This window comes from Citrobacter sp. 172116965 (assembly GCF_013458095.1).
GTDB classification, from domain to species: Bacteria; Pseudomonadota; Gammaproteobacteria; order Enterobacterales; family Enterobacteriaceae; genus Citrobacter; species Citrobacter braakii.
The window spans coordinates 5,103,634-5,120,873 of sequence record NZ_CP046673.1 but is presented as its reverse complement, the minus strand read 5'-3'; the positions used below and the strand labels follow the sequence as shown (position 1 = coordinate 5,120,873).

At 52.3% G+C, this 17,240-nt stretch carries 11 protein-coding genes, 3 tRNA genes and 3 rRNA genes; 13 read left to right on the top strand and 4 right to left on the bottom strand.

Annotation, left to right across the window (positions count from 1 at the left end):
- The first annotated feature begins 2 nt into the window (after window positions 1–2).
- Complete coding sequence (gene rbsR / locus GPJ68_RS24725; RefSeq protein ID WP_016155093.1) at window positions 3–995, top strand: ribose operon transcriptional repressor RbsR; 993 nt, start codon at window positions 3–5, stop codon at window positions 993–995.
- Here the strand turns inward: rbsR and mdtD are convergent.
- Window positions 961–2,388 carry a multidrug transporter subunit MdtD gene (gene mdtD / locus GPJ68_RS24720; RefSeq protein ID WP_016157827.1) on the bottom strand — a complete coding sequence of 476 codons (1,428 nt, stop codon included), beginning with the start codon at window positions 2,386–2,388 and terminating at the stop codon, window positions 961–963. The two genes, rbsR and mdtD, sit on opposite strands and share 35 nt — an antisense overlap.
- Window position 2,389: 1 nt before the next feature.
- On the bottom strand, window positions 2,390–3,094 hold the full coding sequence (locus GPJ68_RS24715; RefSeq protein WP_016157828.1) for a FadR/GntR family transcriptional regulator: 705 nt from the start codon (window positions 3,092–3,094) through the stop codon (window positions 2,390–2,392).
- A 454-nt stretch (window positions 3,095–3,548) separates the two neighbouring features.
- On the opposite strand from GPJ68_RS24715, the gene GPJ68_RS24710 reads away from it, so the two are divergent.
- The 6 genes from GPJ68_RS24710 (at window position 3,549) to GPJ68_RS24685 (ending at window position 8,847) form a co-directional block, all read left to right on the top strand.
- Window positions 3,549–5,089, top strand: a 16S ribosomal RNA gene (locus GPJ68_RS24710).
- Window positions 5,090–5,174: 85 nt separating this feature from the next.
- Window positions 5,175–5,250, top strand: a tRNA-Glu gene (locus tag GPJ68_RS24705).
- 220 nt (window positions 5,251–5,470) lie between these two features.
- Window positions 5,471–8,377 (top strand): 23S ribosomal RNA (locus GPJ68_RS24700).
- Window positions 8,378–8,471: 94 nt separating this feature from the next.
- Window positions 8,472–8,587: ribosomal RNA gene (rrf, locus tag GPJ68_RS24695) — 5S ribosomal RNA — on the top strand.
- Together the 16S, 23S and 5S rRNA genes with 3 tRNA genes alongside form the textbook arrangement of a ribosomal RNA operon.
- Window positions 8,588–8,642: 55 nt before the next feature.
- Window positions 8,643–8,719, top strand: a tRNA-Asp gene (locus GPJ68_RS24690).
- Between the two features lie 52 nt (window positions 8,720–8,771).
- Window positions 8,772–8,847 (top strand) — tRNA-Trp (locus GPJ68_RS24685).
- A 100-nt stretch (window positions 8,848–8,947) separates the two neighbouring features.
- On the opposite strand, the gene hdfR is transcribed toward GPJ68_RS24685, so the two are convergent.
- Window positions 8,948–9,793, bottom strand: a complete 846-nt coding sequence (gene hdfR, locus GPJ68_RS24680) for an HTH-type transcriptional regulator HdfR (protein ID WP_087121878.1) — start codon at window positions 9,791–9,793, stop codon at window positions 8,948–8,950.
- A 106-nt stretch (window positions 9,794–9,899) separates the two neighbouring features.
- Here hdfR and maoP point away from each other — a divergent pair, with 106 nt between their 5' ends.
- Complete coding sequence (gene maoP / locus GPJ68_RS24675; protein WP_003018025.1) at window positions 9,900–10,238, top strand: macrodomain Ori organization protein MaoP; 339 nt, start codon at window positions 9,900–9,902, stop codon at window positions 10,236–10,238.
- Window positions 10,239–10,263: 25 nt separating this feature from the next.
- Here the strand turns inward: maoP and GPJ68_RS24670 are convergent, their stop codons facing one another.
- Window positions 10,264–11,784, bottom strand: a complete 1,521-nt coding sequence (locus GPJ68_RS24670) for a YifB family Mg chelatase-like AAA ATPase (RefSeq protein WP_019078449.1) — start codon at window positions 11,782–11,784, stop codon at window positions 10,264–10,266.
- A 353-nt stretch (window positions 11,785–12,137) separates the two neighbouring features.
- On the opposite strand from GPJ68_RS24670, the gene ilvL reads away from it, so the two are divergent.
- The 5 genes from ilvL (at window position 12,138) to ilvD (ending at window position 17,240) form a co-directional block, all read left to right on the top strand.
- Window positions 12,138–12,236 carry an ilv operon leader peptide gene (gene ilvL / locus GPJ68_RS24665; protein ID WP_001311244.1) on the top strand — a complete coding sequence of 33 codons (99 nt, stop codon included), beginning with the start codon at window positions 12,138–12,140 and terminating at the stop codon, window positions 12,234–12,236.
- 140 nt (window positions 12,237–12,376) lie between these two features.
- Window positions 12,377–14,023 (top strand): acetolactate synthase 2 catalytic subunit, encoded by a 1,647-nt coding sequence (gene ilvG / locus GPJ68_RS24660; RefSeq protein ID WP_104651952.1) that lies wholly within the window; start codon window positions 12,377–12,379, stop codon window positions 14,021–14,023.
- The gene (gene ilvM / locus GPJ68_RS24655) at window positions 14,020–14,283 is read left to right on the top strand and encodes an acetolactate synthase 2 small subunit (RefSeq protein ID WP_003018017.1); all 264 of its coding nucleotides are present in this window, start codon (window positions 14,020–14,022) and stop codon (window positions 14,281–14,283) included. The genes ilvG and ilvM overlap by 4 nt, the downstream gene beginning before the upstream one ends.
- 17 nt (window positions 14,284–14,300) lie before the next feature.
- Complete coding sequence (locus GPJ68_RS24650) at window positions 14,301–15,230, top strand: branched-chain amino acid transaminase (RefSeq protein ID WP_003829030.1); 930 nt, start codon at window positions 14,301–14,303, stop codon at window positions 15,228–15,230.
- A gap of 159 nt (window positions 15,231–15,389) precedes the next feature.
- On the top strand, window positions 15,390–17,240 hold the full coding sequence (gene ilvD / locus GPJ68_RS24645; protein ID WP_049043201.1) for a dihydroxy-acid dehydratase: 1,851 nt from the start codon (window positions 15,390–15,392) through the stop codon (window positions 17,238–17,240).

Sequence of the window (17,240 nt, the reverse complement as noted above, 5' to 3'; positions counted from 1 at the left end):
GCTTGGCTACAATGAAGGACGTCGCCCGCCTGGCGGGGGTTTCCACGTCGACGGTTTCTCACGTCATTAATAAAGATCGCTTTGTCAGTGAGTCTGTCACTGACAAAGTTGAAGCGGCGATTAAAGAGCTTAACTACGCGCCCTCAGCGCTGGCGCGTAGTCTCAAGTTAAACCAGACCCACACTATTGGCATGTTAATCACTGCCAGTACCAACCCCTTTTATTCCGAGCTGGTGCGCGGCGTTGAACGTAGTTGTTTTGAACGCGGCTACAGCCTGGTGCTGTGCAACACTGAAGGTGATGAACAGCGCATGAACCGTAATCTGGAAACGTTAATGCAAAAACGGGTGGACGGCTTGCTGCTGCTCTGTACGGAAACACATCAACCTTCCAGGGAGATCATGCAACGCTATCCTTCTATACCGACCGTCATGATGGACTGGTCTCCTTTTGATGGTGAAAGCGATCTGATCCAGGATAACTCCCTGTTGGGCGGGGATTTAGCCACTCAACATCTTATCGAAAAAGGTTTTACGCGCATTGCCTGCATCACCGGGCCGCTGGATAAAACCCCGGCGCGTTTACGTCTGGAAGGATATCGGGCGGCAATGAAGCGGGCGGGGCTGCCGGTCCCGGAAGGTTACGAGATTACCGGTGACTTTGAGTTCGGCGGCGGCTTTGAAGCTATGCAAACGTTGCTGTCGCATAAACAGCGACCGCAGGCCGTTTTTACCGGCAATGATGCCATGGCGGTTGGCGCGTATCAGGCACTGTACCAATCGGGATTGCGCATTCCGCAGGATATGGCGGTGGTGGGTTATGATGATATCGAGCTGGCGCGCTATATGACGCCGCCGCTGACGACCATCCATCAACCAAAAGATGAACTGGGCGAACTGGCCATCGATGTATTAATCCACCGGATGGCGCAGCCCGCATTACAGCAACAGCGCCTGCAACTTACTCCTGTTTTGATGGAGCGGGGGTCGGTTTAGGATTATGTCGCTCTTTAATCAGGTTACGTCCATCTTTTGCTTTTAGCAGCATGAACATCAGCGCAGACACTACCGTGATAGCGCCCATCGTCATAAAGGTGTAGTGGAACTGCTCGACCGTATTGGTTCCTTCCATACCTTCATAGATACGCAGAACGGCAGCGCTGATGGCGACCCCTAAACTGATTGATAACTGCTGAGTAACGGCCAGCACACTGTTGCCGCTGCTGGCGTTTTCATCGGTCAGGTCCGCCAGAGTGATGGTATTCATGGAGGTAAACTGGGTGGACATCGCCATACCCAAAATGAACAACGGCAGGATCAACATCCAGACCGGCATGGCGGGAGATTGCAATGCGAACTGCGCAATCATCAGGCCGATAAATACCGTAACACCCACCAGTGTGGTTCTGTAGCCGAGCCGGCGCAGCACCTGCGTCACCATTGATTTCGCCAGTATTGATCCCAGCGCCGTTGGCGCCATCATGCAACCGGCGATCAGCGCCGGGTATCCAAAGCCTACCTGCAACATCAGCGGCATTAAGAAGGGCACGCACCCTGTACCCAGACGAGTGGCAAGGTTTCCGGCGATCCCGACGGAAAAAGTTCGGGTCTTAAATATAGGAAGCGATATTAGCGGCGTTGGGTGACGACGCGCGTGGCGAATGTAGGCGAGCAGTAACAGAATGCTGGCAAGAATAATGCTGAGCGCTATCCAGGTCTCGACAAGCTTCTCACCGAACAGCTCTACCCCGCTGGAAAACAACACCAGGCTCAAACCAAACAGAAAGAAACCGGTCATATCAAAACCGCGGCGCGGCGTGGTGAAGTTCGGCATATATTTGCGGGCATAGAAGATACCGGCAACCCCAATTGGAATATTAATCAGGAAGATCCAGTGCCAACTGGCCCACGTGACCAGTACACCGCCCAATACCGGACCTAAAATCGGCCCCACAAGTCCAGGCATGGTTACGAAGTTAAGCACGGGAAGCAGTTCGCTGCGGGGGTAAGCACGCAATAATGCCAGACGGGCAACGGGCATCATCATAGCGCCGCCAATGCCCTGAATGATGCGGAAAATCACCAGTTCGCTTAGGGAGCTGGACAGCGCACAGGCCAGCGAACCCAGCGTAAACAGGCTAACAGCTATCATAAAGACGCGCCGGGTACCAAACCTGTCTGCCAGCCATCCACTCACCGGGATCAGCATCGCGACCGTCAGGGTGTAACTGATAATGGCTGACTGCATGGCGAGCGGAGAGCGGTTAAGGCTGTGTGCTATTGCGGGTAAGGCGGTATTGAGGATCGTGGCGTCTAGTGCCTGCATAAAAAAGGCCATGGCTGCTATCCACGGTAGCCCGGCCATACTGCGTGATTTCTTTTCTGACATATTATTTATCCGGTAGCACGTTCGGTGCTATCAGCAATGCCTGACAGGCAGCGAAGGCGCGATCGCCATCGCTCTCATCTATTGCGTCGACAATGGCCTGGTGTAAATCCAGCTTGACCACGTCGTTATAGGTAATAGAGGTAAAGTAGGTCTGGTAAACGGAATGGAAGAGTGACGCGAAGGAGATAAGGAACGGGTTCGCACTCATTTCATAGATGTGTTCATGCCAGGCGATATCAACCTCAATCCAACGCTCGCGTCTGAAGTTTCTTTTCAGCTCGACCATTTCTTCCATCAGCGTGTTGAGATGCGCTTTCTGTTCTGCCGTACCTATAGTCGCCGCCAGTAAACACGCCTGAGGCTCCAGGCTGATACGCATCACCAGAAAATGTTTAATGACCTGAGAGAAATTATCTTCTGTCATCCACCAGGTGAGCAGCTCCTGGTCGAGGAAGTTCCAGTTTGCCTGCGGCATGACGCGTGTACCAATACGCGGGCGCGGTAATACCATACCTTTTGCCGTTAACGTCTTTACCGCTTCTCTTACCGCGGTACGACTTACGCCAAACTGATCGCCCAGCTCTATTTCGCCAGGCAATATAGCGCCCGGTGCGTATTCACCTTTTAATATTCGCTGAGCCAGCTTTTCGGCCAGAACGTAGGACAGGTTTTTCTGTGCGGCTAGCTGTTGGGCATTTAACGGCATGAATGGTTTTCCTTACTTTATTTCCTATTCATTAGTATGCCACCTGGAAGTGTTATTGCGGCTGCAAAAACGGCAATTTGCTTATTTTATGGCATGTTAATGGTGGTTTTGCTGAAAAAACACGCACTCGGAAAGTTATTTTAAATTTCCCCTTGTCAGCCTGAAATAACTCCCTATAATGCGCCTCCACTGACACGGAACAACGGATTACAAACCGCCGGGTCAGCGGAGAAAAGCGAAAATAAACGCTTGACTCTGTAGCGGGATGGCGTAATATGCACACCCCGCGCCGCTGAGAAAAAGCAAAGCGGCACTGCTCTTTAACAATTTATCAGACAATCTGTGTGGGCACTCGAAGAAACGGATTCTTAACGTCGCAAGACGAAAAATGAATACCAAGTCTCTGAGTGAACACGTAATTCATTACGAAGTTTAATTCACGAGCATCAAACTTAAATTGAAGAGTTTGATCATGGCTCAGATTGAACGCTGGCGGCAGGCCTAACACATGCAAGTCGAACGGTAGCACAGAGGAGCTTGCTCCTTGGGTGACGAGTGGCGGACGGGTGAGTAATGTCTGGGAAACTGCCCGATGGAGGGGGATAACTACTGGAAACGGTAGCTAATACCGCATAACGTCGCAAGACCAAAGAGGGGGACCTTCGGGCCTCTTGCCATCGGATGTGCCCAGATGGGATTAGCTAGTAGGTGGGGTAACGGCTCACCTAGGCGACGATCCCTAGCTGGTCTGAGAGGATGACCAGCCACACTGGAACTGAGACACGGTCCAGACTCCTACGGGAGGCAGCAGTGGGGAATATTGCACAATGGGCGCAAGCCTGATGCAGCCATGCCGCGTGTATGAAGAAGGCCTTCGGGTTGTAAAGTACTTTCAGCGAGGAGGAAGTGTTGTGGTTAATAACCGCAGCAATTGACGTTACTCGCAGAAGAAGCACCGGCTAACTCCGTGCCAGCAGCCGCGGTAATACGGAGGGTGCAAGCGTTAATCGGAATTACTGGGCGTAAAGCGCACGCAGGCGGTCTGTCAAGTCGGATGTGAAATCCCCGGGCTCAACCTGGGAACTGCATCCGAAACTGGCAGGCTAGAGTCTTGTAGAGGGGGGTAGAATTCCAGGTGTAGCGGTGAAATGCGTAGAGATCTGGAGGAATACCGGTGGCGAAGGCGGCCCCCTGGACAAAGACTGACGCTCAGGTGCGAAAGCGTGGGGAGCAAACAGGATTAGATACCCTGGTAGTCCACGCCGTAAACGATGTCGACTTGGAGGTTGTGCCCTTGAGGCGTGGCTTCCGGAGCTAACGCGTTAAGTCGACCGCCTGGGGAGTACGGCCGCAAGGTTAAAACTCAAATGAATTGACGGGGGCCCGCACAAGCGGTGGAGCATGTGGTTTAATTCGATGCAACGCGAAGAACCTTACCTACTCTTGACATCCAGAGAACTTAGCAGAGATGCTTTGGTGCCTTCGGGAACTCTGAGACAGGTGCTGCATGGCTGTCGTCAGCTCGTGTTGTGAAATGTTGGGTTAAGTCCCGCAACGAGCGCAACCCTTATCCTTTGTTGCCAGCGGTTCGGCCGGGAACTCAAAGGAGACTGCCAGTGATAAACTGGAGGAAGGTGGGGATGACGTCAAGTCATCATGGCCCTTACGAGTAGGGCTACACACGTGCTACAATGGCATATACAAAGAGAAGCGACCTCGCGAGAGCAAGCGGACCTCATAAAGTATGTCGTAGTCCGGATTGGAGTCTGCAACTCGACTCCATGAAGTCGGAATCGCTAGTAATCGTGGATCAGAATGCCACGGTGAATACGTTCCCGGGCCTTGTACACACCGCCCGTCACACCATGGGAGTGGGTTGCAAAAGAAGTAGGTAGCTTAACCTTCGGGAGGGCGCTTACCACTTTGTGATTCATGACTGGGGTGAAGTCGTAACAAGGTAACCGTAGGGGAACCTGCGGTTGGATCACCTCCTTACCTTAAAGAAACGTTCTTTGTAGTGCTCACACAGATTGTCTGATGAAAAGTAAATAGCAAGGCGTCTTGCGATTGAGACTTCAGTGTCCCCTTCGTCTAGAGGCCCAGGACACCGCCCTTTCACGGCGGTAACAGGGGTTCGAATCCCCTAGGGGACGCCACTTGCTGGTATGTGTGAGTGAAAGTCGCCGACCGAAGTATCTCAAAACAGACTTTCGAGTCTCGTTTGAGATATTTGCTCTTTAAAAATCTGGATCAAGCTGAAAATTGAAACGACACACTGTTTCATTTCTCCGTAAACAAGAAATGAAAAGCGGTGTGTTCGAGTCTCTCAAATTTTCGCAACACTGAAGTGTTTTACGAAACATCTTCGGGTTGTGAGGTTAAGCGACTAAGCGTACACGGTGGATGCCCTGGCAGTCAGAGGCGATGAAGGACGTGCTAATCTGCGATAAGCGTCGGTAAGGTGATATGAACCGTTATAACCGGCGATTTCCGAATGGGGAAACCCAGTGTGATTCGTCACACTATCATTGCGTGAATACATAGCGTAATGAAGCGAACCGGGGGAACTGAAACATCTAAGTACCCCGAGGAAAAGAAATCAACCGAGATTCCCCCAGTAGCGGCGAGCGAACGGGGAGCAGCCCAGAGTCTGAATCAGCATGTGTGGTAGTGGAACGGTCTGGAAAGTCCGACGGTACAGGGTGATAGTCCCGTACACAAAAGTGCATGTGTTGTGAACTCGAAGAGTAGGGCGGGACACGTGGTATCCTGTCTGAATATGGGGGGACCATCCTCCAAGGCTAAATACTCCTGACTGACCGATAGTGAACCAGTACCGTGAGGGAAAGGCGAAAAGAACCCCGGCGAGGGGAGTGAAAAAGAACCTGAAACCGTGTACGTACAAGCAGTGGGAGCCTCTTTATGGGGTGACTGCGTACCTTTTGTATAATGGGTCAGCGACTTATATTCTGTAGCAAGGTTAACCGAATAGGGGAGCCGAAGGGAAACCGAGTCTTAACTGGGCGTTAAGTTGCAGGGTATAGACCCGAAACCCGGTGATCTAGCCATGGGCAGGTTGAAGGTTGGGTAACACTAACTGGAGGACCGAACCGACTAATGTTGAAAAATTAGCGGATGACTTGTGGCTGGGGGTGAAAGGCCAATCAAACCGGGAGATAGCTGGTTCTCCCCGAAAGCTATTTAGGTAGCGCCTCGTGAACTCATCTTCGGGGGTAGAGCACTGTTTCGGCTAGGGGGTCATCCCGACTTACCAACCCGATGCAAACTGCGAATACCGAAGAATGTTATCACGGGAGACACACGGCGGGTGCTAACGTCCGTCGTGAAGAGGGAAACAACCCAGACCGCCAGCTAAGGTCCCAAAGTCATGGTTAAGTGGGAAACGATGTGGGAAGGCACAGACAGCCAGGATGTTGGCTTAGAAGCAGCCATCATTTAAAGAAAGCGTAATAGCTCACTGGTCGAGTCGGCCTGCGCGGAAGATGTAACGGGGCTAAACCATGCACCGAAGCTGCGGCAGCGACACTATGTGTTGTTGGGTAGGGGAGCGTTCTGTAAGCCGTTGAAGGTGTGCTGTGAGGCATGCTGGAGGTATCAGAAGTGCGAATGCTGACATAAGTAACGATAATGCGGGTGAAAAACCCGCACGCCGGAAGACCAAGGGTTCCTGTCCAACGTTAATCGGGGCAGGGTGAGTCGACCCCTAAGGCGAGGCCGAAAGGCGTAGTCGATGGGAAACAGGTTAATATTCCTGTACTTGGTGTTACTGCGAAGGGGGGACGGAGAAGGCTATGTTAGCCGGGCGACGGTTGTCCCGGTTTAAGCATGTAGGCGGAGATTCCAGGTAAATCCGGAGTCTTGCTAACGCTGAGGTGTGATGACGAGGCACTACGGTGCTGAAGTAACAAATGCCCTGCTTCCAGGAAAAGCCTCTAAGCATCAGGTAACACAAAATCGTACCCCAAACCGACACAGGTGGTCAGGTAGAGAATACCAAGGCGCTTGAGAGAACTCGGGTGAAGGAACTAGGCAAAATGGTGCCGTAACTTCGGGAGAAGGCACGCTGATATGTAGGTGAAGTGATTTACTCATGGAGCTGAAATCAGTCGAAGATACCAGCTGGCTGCAACTGTTTATTAAAAACACAGCACTGTGCAAACACGAAAGTGGACGTATACGGTGTGACGCCTGCCCGGTGCCGGAAGGTTAATTGATGGGGTTATCCGTAAGGAGAAGCTCTTGATCGAAGCCCCGGTAAACGGCGGCCGTAACTATAACGGTCCTAAGGTAGCGAAATTCCTTGTCGGGTAAGTTCCGACCTGCACGAATGGCGTAATGATGGCCAGGCTGTCTCCACCCGAGACTCAGTGAAATTGAACTCGCTGTGAAGATGCAGTGTACCCGCGGCAAGACGGAAAGACCCCGTGAACCTTTACTATAGCTTGACACTGAACACTGGTCCTTGATGTGTAGGATAGGTGGGAGGCTTTGAAGTGTGGACGCCAGTCTGCATGGAGCCAACCTTGAAATACCACCCTTTAATGGCTGGTGTTCTAACGTAGACCCGTGATCCGGGTTGCGGACAGTGTCTGGTGGGTAGTTTGACTGGGGCGGTCTCCTCCTAAAGAGTAACGGAGGAGCACGAAGGTTAGCTAATCCTGGTCGGACATCAGGAGGTTAGTGCAAAGGCATAAGCTAGCTTGACTGCGAGAGTGACGGCTCGAGCAGGTGCGAAAGCAGGTCTTAGTGATCCGGTGGTTCTGAATGGAAGGGCCATCGCTCAACGGATAAAAGGTACTCCGGGGATAACAGGCTGATACCGCCCAAGAGTTCATATCGACGGCGGTGTTTGGCACCTCGATGTCGGCTCATCACATCCTGGGGCTGAAGTAGGTCCCAAGGGTATGGCTGTTCGCCATTTAAAGTGGTACGCGAGCTGGGTTTAGAACGTCGTGAGACAGTTCGGTCCCTATCTGCCGTGGGCGCTGGAGAATTGAGGGGGGCTGCTCCTAGTACGAGAGGACCGGAGTGGACGCATCACTGGTGTTCGGGTTGTCATGCCAATGGCATTGCCCGGTAGCTAAATGCGGAAGAGATAAGTGCTGAAAGCATCTAAGCACGAAACTTGCCCCGAGATGAGTTCTCCCTGACCCTTTAAGGGTCCTGAAGGAACGTTGAAGACGACGACGTTGATAGGTCGGGTGTGTAAGCGTAGCGATACGTTGAGCTAACCGATACTAATGAACCGTGAGGCTTAACCTTACAACGCCGAAGATGTTTTGGCGAAAGAGACATCATTTTCAGTTTGATACAGATTACATCGACATGCGAAAAGTGTGTTGATAAACAGAATTTGCCTGGCGGCTGTAGCGCGGTGGTCCCACCTGACCCCATGCCGAACTCAGAAGTGAAACGCCGTAGCGCCGATGGTAGTGTGGGGTCTCCCCATGCGAGAGTAGGGAACTGCCAGGCATCAAATTGCAGTAAACCGGGATGAATAATCCGGGTAGTGACAAAGAAATTCGGTGGAGCGGTAGTTCAGTTGGTTAGAATACCTGCCTGTCACGCAGGGGGTCGCGGGTTCGAGTCCCGTCCGTTCCGCCACTTATTAGAAAATTAAGCCTGCTACCAAGCAGGCTTAATGATAAGAAAATTTAGGGGCGTAGCTCAGTTGGTAGAGCACCGGTCTCCAAAACCGGGTGTCGCGAGTTCGAGTCTCTCCGCCCCTGCCAGAAACAATCCTTAGCATTTTTGCTAAGGATTTTTTTTTACCTGCAATTTGAATTATGCCTTCCTGCTGTTTTACTCCCGGCATCCTTGCCTATATTTTCTTTAATTTTCCAGAATATCTGTTCTCAGCAGATCGCAAATTAGTCCATTTTTATCGCTGTTTTGCAGCCAAACTGCATATAAAGGACGTGAAAGCGTTGTACTGTCGGTAACCGTATGGAGATCGCTTTTGGTTTTGGCCCAGTTGACGGGAAGCCAGCTAAAGCCCTTAATCACTGAAAGTTGCTGCCTGGCCAATTCTGCCGAACTGGTGGTGAGTACCGGCACTTCATCTCCCGCTATTAGTCCCGCTTCGTGTTGTTGAAAATCGGGTCCCCATTCCAGGCGTAAATAATTCAGCTCATCTTTGGTTTGCGAAGGAGAGCTGCAATAGAGCGCCAGCGTGAAATATCCCAACAGTTGGCTGCTAAATTCGTCCATTTTGGGTGTTTCGGTAGTAATCAGTAGATCAAGCTGTCGTTCATGAAGCTGTTTTACTAACGATTGGCGTTGAGCGATCCTCGCTTCAAACTGCAGGCTGGATTGTGGCTCCTGAGATTGATACAAACGCTTCAACCAGTCATTAAGCATGCACTCCCAGAGAGATGCGCTGGCACCGATAGAAAACTCGTTATGCCGCGAGGTATTCGCGACTTCCTTACGTGCTGCCTGCCACGTATTCATCAACGTTTCGGCGTAAGGCAATAATTTTTCACCTGCAGCGGTTAAACGGATATTGTTTCTGTGTCGGGTGAACAGGTTTACACCCAATTGATTTTCCAGTTGTCTGATCCGGAAACTAACCGCTGATTGGGTCAGGTAGAGCGCTTCAGCAGCCCTGCCAAAGTGGCGTGTCCGGCTAACTTCCAGGAAAGTTTTTAACAATTCCGTATCCACAACTCGCTCCATAAAATTATTTGTCGTTATGATTTAAATCTTTTGTTTGACGCTCTGTCAAGCGTAACTAATACTCCGCGCCATAAATAGCTCGGCCAAAGAATTAGGAGCGTGCAGGATGGCGGAAAGCTTTACGACGACTAATCGATATTTCGATAATAAATATTATCCCCGCGGATTCTCCCGTCATGGTGATTTCACCATTAAAGAAGCACAACTGCTTGAGCGTCACGGTTATGCTTTCAACGAGCTGGATCTGGGCAAGCGTGAGCCGGTAACTGAAGAAGAAAAACTGTTTGTTGCGGTATGCCGTGGTGAACGTGAGCCGGTTACCGAAGCTGAACGTGTGTGGTCTAAATACATGACGCGTATTAAGCGTCCAAAACGTTTCCACACCTTATCGGGTGGGAAACCTCAGGTGGAAGGCGCAGAAGACTACACCGAATCTGATGATTAATAAAAAAAGGGCGAAAGCCCTTTTTTTATGTCAGTAATTTCTGCAGATGAATGAGTAACCTGTCTATCGCTCGGTACCCAACGGCCTCCTGTAAATGCTGGCGAGAGATGTGATCACATTGTTCGATATCCGCAATCGTTCGAGCGACCTTAATCAGGCGCAGCCAGGCGCGGATAGACAATCCGAGATGCGCGAGCGTTTCTTCAAGCCACTGTGCATCGTCGCTACGCAGTAGGCAGTATTTATGGATATCCTGACTGTCCAGATGTGCGTTTAACTTATTTTGCCGCTGATACTGACGCTCTCGCGCTGCCATAACACGTTGCTTCACCGTTGCGCTATTTTCCCCTTTCATCGCGTTCTGGCTGAGTATACCGGGCGGCGGTAAGGGAATTTCGAGGGAGAGGTCGAAGCGGTCAAGAAATGGACCTGACAATCGATTTAGGTAGCGCAGCGTCTGTTCTGGGGTACAGCGGTTATGGTTCCCCTGATAATGGCCCGTCGGGCTTGGATTCATCGCAGCTATGAGTTGAAAGCGTGCGGGATAGGTTATTTTTGCTCTGGTGCGGGATAGATGGATCTGCCCGGACTCGATGGGTTCGCGCAGTGCATCCAGCGTGCGCCGCTCAAACTCGGGTAGTTCATCCAGAAACAGTATGCCGTTGTGCGCCAAAGAGATCTCTCCTGGCGCAGGAATAGAGCCTCCACCGACCATGGCGGTTAATGAAGCACTGTGATGTGGCGAGCGAAAAGGGCGCTGCTTCCACTGTTTTTGTATCGTGTCGGAATGGATCAGACTGAGTATCGCGGCACTTTCCAGCGCTTCATCGTTGCTAAGTGGAGGGAGTAGCCCTCTGAGTCGACTGGCTAGCATAGTCTTTCCCGTACCCGGCGGGCCGATGAGCAAGAGATTGTGGCCGCCTGCTGCGGTAAGCTCCAGCCCGCGTTTACCCTGTTCCTGGCCGATAACATCACTCAGATCATCAGCTAATGCGTTAGGCGTAAAATCTGCGGATGATGGCCTGTCTAAATCATGCTTACCTTCGAGAAATGCGCATACGGTCTGCAGGTGATCGGCGATCAGGCACCCTTCGCCGTGTATCAGTCCAACTTCAGCGGCATTCTCTTTTGCGACAATAATTCGCCTGCCTGCACGAATGGCCTCGGTTGCGCTTGATATCGCGCCGGGAACGCCGCGTAGCGCGCCTGTAAGCGCTAATTCACCTACCAGCTCGTAGGTGTCGAGATTGTGGGGTGTAAGCTGCTCAGAAGCGGCCAGAAGCGCAACAGCGATAGGTAAATCATATCGCCCCCCTTCTTTCGGGAGATCGGCCGGAGCGAGGTTTATAGTTATTTTCTTTGCCGGGAATTCATAACCGCTATTAATAATCGCACTGCGTACCCGATCGCGAGCCTCTTTCACCGTCGTTTCGGGCAGCCCCACCATGGTTAAACCAGGCAGGCCGTTGCTGATATGTACCTCGATGGTAATGGCTGGCGCATTCACGCCTAGCGCGGCGCGTGTGTGAACAATCGATAGTGACATAATTCCTCCTGATAAAAGTATTATGTCGTAATACATCGCGGCAAGATTTCATATAATTACGGTTTTTAGATGCTGATTCCCGTATTTTTGCGCAACGTATAACTGCTTGCATTAAGCCTGGAATGACGCCCGCAAATGCTTTTGAATGGTGTTTGTATTGGGGATCGGGTTACCGAGGATCGCCTGAAGCGTGAAATATTTTCATTTTTGATTTTTTTGTATAAAAAACAACGGTATTTATCTAAACCGTTAACGACGTCAGAAAAACGAATAAAAAAATATCTTGTGTCATTTGCAAATTCTATGGTAACTCTTTAGGTATTCCTTCGAACAAGATGCAAGAAAATACAAAAATGACAGCCCTTCTACGAGTGATTAGCCTGGTCGTGATTAGCGTGGTGGTGATTATTATCCCACCGTGCGGGGCTGCACTTGGACGAGGAAAGGCTTAGAAAACAAGCCTTAACGAACTAAGACCCCCGCACCGAAAGGTCCGGGGGTTTTTTTTTGACCTTAAAAACATACACGAGGAGCAGAAAGTGAACGGTAGCATAAAATTCTGTTTCTCAAGATTTACGGCGGGGATGTAACTATGAATGGGGCACAGTGGGTGGTACATGCGTTGCGTGCACAAGGGGTTCAAACCGTCTTTGGTTATCCTGGTGGCGCAATTATGCCGGTTTACGATGCGTTGTATGACGGCGGCGTAGAGCACCTGTTGTGCCGACACGAGCAGGGTGCGGCAATGGCGGCGATTGGCTATGCCCGTGCGACCGGTAAAACCGGCGTTTGTATCGCTACCTCCGGCCCTGGCGCAACCAACCTGATCACGGGCCTTGCCGATGCGCTGTTAGATTCTGTTCCAGTGGTGGCGATCACCGGTCAGGTGGCATCACCTTTCATCGGAACAGATGCGTTCCAGGAAGTGGACGTGCTGGGGATGTCTCTGTCCTGCACCAAACACAGCTTCCTGGTACAGTCACTCGAAGAGCTGCCGCGTATCATGGCTGAGGCTTTCGCCGTGGCGAATTCCGGTCGTCCGGGTCCGGTTCTGGTTGATATCCCGAAAGACATCCAATTAGCCAGCGGTACGCTGGAGCCATATTTTACGACCGTCGAAAACGTAGAGACGTTTCCGCACGCTGACGTTGAGCAGGCACGTAAAATGCTGGCGCAGGCGCAAAAGCCCATCCTGTACGTAGGTGGTGGCGTAGGTATGGCGCAGGCGGTCCCGGCCCTGCGTGAATTTATCGCGATAACCCAAATGCCGGTCGCCTGCACGCTGAAAGGTCTGGGCGCAGTAGATGCTGACTACCCGTACTATTTGGGCATGTTGGGAATGCACGGTACTAAAGCCGCGAATTTCGCGGTGCAAGAGTGCGATTTACTGATTGCGGTTGGCGCACGTTTTGATGACCGGGTGACTGGCAAGCTGAATACCTTCGCACCGAACGCCAGCGTAATCCACATGGATATCGACCCAGCGGAAATGAACAAACTGCGCCAGGCACACGTGGCGCTGCAGGGGGATTTAAATTCTCTGCTGCCAGCATTACAGCAATTGATGAAGATTGACGAATGGCGTCAGCACAGCGCTGAACTGCGCGCAGAACATACCTGGCGCTACGACCATCCGGGGGAAGCTATCTATGCGCCACTGTTGTTAAAGCAGTTATCCGATCGCAAACCTGCGGATAGCGTAGTGACAACGGATGTTGGCCAGCATCAGATGTGGTCGGCACAGCATATGACCTACACTCGCCCTGAAAATTTCATCACGTCGAGCGGTCTGGGGACGATGGGCTTTGGCCTGCCAGCAGCGGTTGGCGCGCAGGTTGCTCGCCCGAATGATACGGTAATCTGTATCTCCGGTGACGGTTCCTTCATGATGAATGTACAGGAATTGGGCACCGTAAAACGCAAACAGTTGCCGCTGAAGATAGTTTTACTCGACAACCAGCGGTTAGGCATGGTGCGACAATGGCAGCAGCTGTTTTTCCAGGAACGTTATAGCGAAACCACCCTTACCGATAACCCCGATTTCCTCATGTTGGCCAGAGCCTTCGGCATTCCTGGTCAACACATCACCCGTAAAGACCAGGTTGAAGCGGCACTCGACACCATGCTGAGCAGCGAGGGGCCATACTTGCTTCATGTCTCAATCGACGAACTTGAGAATGTCTGGCCTCTGGTGCCACCTGGCGCCAGTAACTCAGAAATGCTGGAGAAATTATCATGATGCAACATCAGGTCGCCGTTGAGGCTCGTTTCAACCCGGAAACGTTAGAACGTGTTTTACGCGTGGTACGTCATCGTGGTTTTCAGGTGTGCTCCATGAATATGGAAGCCGCCAGCGATGCGCAGAATATAAATATCGAATTGACCGTTGCCAGCCCCCGGTCGGTCGACTTACTGTTTAGTCAGTTAAGTAAACTGGTAGATGTTGCACATGTTGCTATCTGCCAGAGCACAACCACATCACAACAAATCCGCGCCTGAGCGCAAAAGGAAGAAAAATGACGACGAAAAAAGCTGATTACATTTGGTCTAATGGCGAGATGATTCGTTGGGAAGACGCGAAGGTCCACGTGATGTCCCACGCGCTGCACTACGGTACTTCTGTATTTGAAGGGATCCGTTGCTACGATTCTCACAAAGGGCCGGTAGTGTTCCGTCATCGCGAACATATGCAGCGTCTGCGTGATTCAGCCAAGATCTATCGTTTTCCCGTTTCTCAGAGCGTTGATGAGCTGATGGAAGCTTGCCGTGAGGTGATTCGTAAAAACAACCTGACCAGCGCCTATATCCGTCCGCTGGTGTTTGTTGGCGACGTAGGGATGGGCGTTAACCCGCCTGCGGGATACACCACTGATGTGATAATCGCCGCGTTCCCATGGGGGGCTTACCTCGGTGCTGAAGCGCTGGAGCAGGGGATCGACGCGATGGTTTCTTCCTGGAACCGCGTTGCGCCGAACACGATTCCTACCGCTGCTAAAGCAGGTGGTAACTATCTGTCTTCGCTGCTGGTGGGTAGTGAAGCGCGTCGTCATGGCTACCAGGAAGGCATTGCGCTGGATGTGAATGGCTACATCTCCGAAGGCGCGGGCGAAAACCTGTTTGAAGTAAAAGACGGCATTCTGTTTACCCCGCCGTTTACCTCTTCCGCGCTGCCGGGTATCACCCGTGACGCGATCATTAAGCTGGCGAAAGATCTCGATATCGAAGTGCGTGAGCAGGTGCTGTCTCGTGAATCGCTGTACCTGGCCGACGAAGTGTTCATGTCCGGTACCGCGGCCGAAATCACCCCAGTACGCAGCGTCGATGGTATTCAGGTGGGCGAAGGCCGCTGCGGTCCGGTCACCAAACGCATCCAGCAGGCCTTCTTTGGCCTCTTCACCGGTGAAACGGAAGATAAATACGGCTGGTTGGATTCAGTAAACCAATAACAAAATTAATATTTCCCCAAAATAGTTCACGTTGCAGGAAGACGGCAACGCAGCGAGTCCCCAGGAGCTTACTTTAGTAGGTGACTGGGGGGAGCGAGGCAGCCAACGCACCTGCGGCGTGAAATATGCAGGGGAAAGACAGACGGGAGTTAATCAAGCATGCCTAAGTATCGTTCTGCCACCACCACCCACGGCCGCAATATGGCGGGTGCCCGCGCACTGTGGCGCGCCACCGGGATGACCGATGATGACTTCGGTAAACCGATTATCGCTGTGGTGAACTCCTTTACCCAGTTTGTGCCGGGCCACGTCCACCTGCGCGATCTCGGTAAGCTGGTTGCCGAACAAATCGAAGCCTCAGGCGGCGTGGCGAAAGAGTTCAACACCATTGCCGTGGATGATGGTATCGCCATGGGTCATGGCGGCATGCTTTATTCACTGCCGTCGCGTGAGCTGATCGCCGATTCAGTGGAATATATGGTTAACGCCCACTGCGCCGATGCGATGGTCTGTATCTCTAACTGCGATAAAATCACCCCCGGGATGTTAATGGCCTCTCTGCGGCTGAATATTCCGGTGATCTTTGTTTCCGGCGGCCCAATGGAAGCCGGGAAAACCAAGCTCTCTGACCAAATCATCAAGCTTGATCTGGTTGATGCGATGATTCAGGGGGCAGACCCGAAAGTCTCCGACTCGCAGAGCGAGCAGGTTGAACGTTCGGCCTGTCCGACCTGCGGCTCGTGCTCCGGGATGTTCACCGCCAACTCGATGAACTGTCTGACCGAAGCGCTGGGTCTGTCGCAGCCGGGTAACGGTTCGCTGTTGGCGACTCATGCCGACCGTAAAGAGCTGTTCCTCAACGCAGGTAAACGCATCGTTGAGCTGACCAAACGCTACTACGAGCAGGATGACGCTTCAGCCCTGCCGCGCAACATTGCCAGCAAGGCGGCGTTTGAGAACGCCATGACGCTGGATATCGCGATGGGCGGCTCCACCAACACCGTTCTGCACTTGCTGGCGGCTGCGCAGGAAGCGGAAATCGACTTCACCATGAGTGATATTGATAAGTTGTCCCGCAAAGTCCCGCAGCTGTGTAAAGTTGCGCCGAGTACGCAGAAATACCATATGGAAGACGTGCACCGCGCGGGTGGCGTACTGGGCATTTTAGGCGAGCTGGATCGCGCCGGGCTACTGAACCGCAACGTGAAAAACGTGTTGGGGCTGACTCTGCCGCAAACGCTCGATAGTTATGACGTTATGCTGACCAAAGACGATGCGGTGAAAAAAATGTTCCGCGCAGGTCCGGCTGGCATCCGTACCACCCAGGCGTTCTCGCAGGATTGTCGTTGGGACACCCTGGATGATGACCGCGCAGAAGGTTGCATTCGCTCGTTGGAACATGCTTACAGCAAAGACGGCGGCCTGGCAGTCCTGTACGGTAACTTCGCGGAAAACGGCTGTATCGTAAAAACCGCTGGTGTGGATGACAGCATCCTGAAATTCACCGGCCCGGCAAAAGTGTATGAAAGCCAGGACGATGCGGTTGAAGCTATCCTCGGCGGTAAAGTGGTTGCCGGCGACGTGGTGGTGATTCGCTACGAAGGGCCGAAGGGCGGGCCAGGCATGCAGGAAATGCTCTACCCAACCACCTTCCTGAAATCGATGGGTCTCGGTAAGGCCTGCGCGCTGATTACCGACGGTCGTTTCTCTGGCGGTACTTCGGGGCTTTCCATTGGTCACGTTTCTCCTGAAGCGGCCAGCGGCGGTAATATCGCAATTATCGAAGATGGTGACATGATTGCTATCGATATCCCGAATCGTGGCATTCAACTGCAACTGAGCGATGCGGAAATCGCTGCGCGCCGTGAAGCGCAAGAAGCTCGTGGTGACAAAGCCTGGACGCCAAAAGATCGTCAGCGTCAGGTCTCCTTTGCGCTGCGCGCTTACGCCAGCCTGGCAACCAGCGCCGACAAAGGTGCGGTGCGCGATAAGTCGAAACTAGGGGGATAA

What these genes read in the sequence shown, in the direction of transcription:
- mdtD (WP_016157827.1), bottom strand. Translation starts at nt 2,388, where the DNA reads ATGTCAGAAAAGAAATCACGCAGTATGGCCGGGCTACCGTGGATAGCA.
- GPJ68_RS24715 (WP_016157828.1), bottom strand. Translation starts at nt 3,094, where the DNA reads ATGCCGTTAAATGCCCAACAGCTAGCCGCACAGAAAAACCTGTCCTAC.
- hdfR (WP_087121878.1), bottom strand. Translation starts at nt 9,793, where the DNA reads ATGGAGCGAGTTGTGGATACGGAATTGTTAAAAACTTTCCTGGAAGTT.
- maoP (WP_003018025.1), top strand. Translation starts at nt 9,900, where the DNA reads ATGGCGGAAAGCTTTACGACGACTAATCGATATTTCGATAATAAATAT.
- GPJ68_RS24670 (WP_019078449.1), bottom strand. Translation starts at nt 11,784, where the DNA reads ATGTCACTATCGATTGTTCACACACGCGCCGCGCTAGGCGTGAATGCG.
- ilvL (WP_001311244.1), top strand. Translation starts at nt 12,138, where the DNA reads ATGACAGCCCTTCTACGAGTGATTAGCCTGGTCGTGATTAGCGTGGTG.
- ilvG (WP_104651952.1), top strand. Translation starts at nt 12,377, where the DNA reads ATGAATGGGGCACAGTGGGTGGTACATGCGTTGCGTGCACAAGGGGTT.
- ilvM (WP_003018017.1), top strand. Translation starts at nt 14,020, where the DNA reads ATGATGCAACATCAGGTCGCCGTTGAGGCTCGTTTCAACCCGGAAACG.
- GPJ68_RS24650 (WP_003829030.1), top strand. Translation starts at nt 14,301, where the DNA reads ATGACGACGAAAAAAGCTGATTACATTTGGTCTAATGGCGAGATGATT.
- ilvD (WP_049043201.1), top strand. Translation starts at nt 15,390, where the DNA reads ATGCCTAAGTATCGTTCTGCCACCACCACCCACGGCCGCAATATGGCG.